This is a genomic window from Pseudomonas sp. R62, from assembly GCF_000257605.1.
Classification (GTDB): domain Bacteria; phylum Pseudomonadota; class Gammaproteobacteria; order Pseudomonadales; family Pseudomonadaceae; genus Aquipseudomonas; species Aquipseudomonas atacamensis.
The window spans coordinates 95,101-97,211 of the sequence record NZ_JH635999.1; the positions used below are offsets into that span (position 1 = coordinate 95,101).

The window sequence follows — 2,111 nt, forward strand, 5'->3', positions numbered from 1 at the left end:
GTCCTTGTCCTTGGCCCAGTCCGGAACTTGATCCCAGGTGCTTGGCTTGTAGGGTTGCACCACGCCTTGCTTGACCGCGATCGGGCCGAAGGCGGCACCGACGTCGCCGATATCAGCGGTGGCGTTGTCTTTTTCGGCAGCGAACTTGGCGATTTCCTGGGCCGAGCTCATGTCGGTGTCGATGTGTTTCAGACCGTATTTCTTGGCCAGATCTTCCCAGGTGCCTTTCCAGTTGGCCCAGTCATCGGGCATGCCGACGCTGTTCACGGCGCCTTCCGCCTTCGCAGCGGCTTCGAGGGTTTTCAGATCGGTGTCGGCCGCCATGGCGGCGCTGCACATAGCGATGGTCGAGCCTAACAGTGTTGCCAGGAAAAGCTGTTTCATTCCGAAGCTCCTTGGTCGTGTTCAACGCTGCGATTGCGGTTGGTGTTGGTCTAGGTCAGCAATACCTGAGCCAATTTAGGTCGGCTGGATGACATTTTGATGTCGATGGCCTCGTGGCTAATGTTTTATCAACCATTGTCAGGAAGGTGCCAGATCAGCGTAGACCATGCTCAAAAGCCCGTGGGGCAGGGGACTTGGCCGATGTATTGCAAGCCGTGAAAGCGACCGTTCGGTAGTTTTGTCATCTGTCGGTCATCTGCAATGCCTAGGCTTGCAACATACGAAGGCGCTTTGATCGGCGTTCGGATTTGCCCCGAAACAGTGCTGGTCTAGTCCAGATAGGTAACGTTGATGCGCGATGAGGCAACGAAAGCGGTGACAGCGATTGGCCAGGTGCTGCAGGAGCAAATCGATCACGGTTTGCTGGCGGCCGGGAGCAAGTTGCCCGCTGAACGCAAGCTCAGCGAGTTGTTCGGGACGACGCGGATCACTGTGCGGGAAGCGCTGTTGCAGCTTGAGGCACAGGGGCAGATTTACCGTGAGGAGCGGCGTGGCTGGTTCGTGTCGCCGCCGCGTCTGGCTTATAACCTCATGCAGCGCAGTCACTTCCACGCCATGGTCAGTGCGCAGGGGCGCGAACCTTCGACCGAGGTGATTTCGGCGCGCTTGCAGCCGGCTTCGGCGGCGGTGTGTGCGTGGTTGCAGCTGCCGGCGTTGTCGAGCGTGATTCAGATTTGCCGCTCGCGGCGCATTGATGGGCGACTGGTGTTGTATGTGGAGCACTATCTGAATCCGCAGTTTTTTCCGGGGATCCTCGAGTTTGATTTGAATCAGTCGATCACCGAGTTGTATGCGCGGCATTTCGATTTGCACTATGGGCGGGTGCGGTTCGAGATCGTGCCTACGTCTTTATCTGTCGATGCGGCGGCGGCTTTACGGGTGTCGGTGGGGAGTCCGGGACTGAGGATTGCTCGGGTCAATTATGATCAGCATGGGCGGTTGATCGATTGTGATCTGGAGTTTTGGCGGCATGATGCGATTCACGTAGGGGTTGATGTGGTTTGACTTTCTGGTCGCTGCGCTCCCACAGTCACCTCCTTTCTACTTGCCCACCGCCGCATTCCCATACAAATAATCCGTCGCCAACGACGCCAATGTTCTCACCCCAACCACCAGCGCTGATTCATCTACAAAGAATCCCGGATTGTGATTCGGCGCGGCCTTGCTCATGTCCTGATCCCGCGGCGTCACCCCAAGAAACACAAACAACCCCGGCGCTTCCTTGGCGAAGAACGAGAAATCTTCCGCCCCACCCACCAGCGGTCCCTGCACCACATCATCCTTGGCGGCCCACTTCAACGTCGGCAGCATTTTCTCGGTCAATGCCGGGTTGTTGATGGTCGGGTCGTATTTTTCGATGATGGTGACGTCGGCTTTAGCGCCGCCGCTTTCGGCGATTTTCTCGACTGTCTGGCGCACGTCGCTGTGCAGTTTCTGGCGGATGCCGTAGTCGTAGGAACGGATGGTGCCGGTCATGTCGAGTGATTCGGGGATGATGTTGTAGCGGGTGCCGCCGTTGATGGTGCCGATGCTGACCACTGACGGGTAAGAGGAAATGTCGGTGCGGCGGCTGACCACGGTTTGCAGGCCGACGATGGTTTGTGCGCCGACGGTGATCGGGTCGATGCCATCCCAGGGGCGGCCGGCGTGGGTTTGTTTGCCGTGGA

General features: G+C 58.1%; 2 protein-coding genes and 1 pseudogene. 1 reads left to right on the top strand and 2 read right to left on the bottom strand.

The features are described from left to right. Positions 1 to 384: pseudogene (locus OQK_RS18845) on the bottom strand (ABC transporter substrate-binding protein); the annotation flags it as partial. 351 nt (positions 385 to 735) lie between these two features. Here OQK_RS18845 and phnR point away from each other — a divergent pair. Further along, positions 736 to 1,449 (top strand): phosphonate utilization transcriptional regulator PhnR, encoded by a 714-nt coding sequence (phnR, locus tag OQK_RS18850; RefSeq protein WP_016773745.1) that lies wholly within the window; start codon positions 736 to 738, stop codon positions 1,447 to 1,449. Positions 1,450 to 1,485: 36 nt separating this feature from the next. On the opposite strand, the gene OQK_RS31480 is transcribed toward phnR, so the two are convergent. Beyond that, on the bottom strand, positions 1,486 to 2,111 hold a 626-nt coding region (locus OQK_RS31480), incomplete at its 5' end, for a M20/M25/M40 family metallo-hydrolase (protein WP_238537227.1).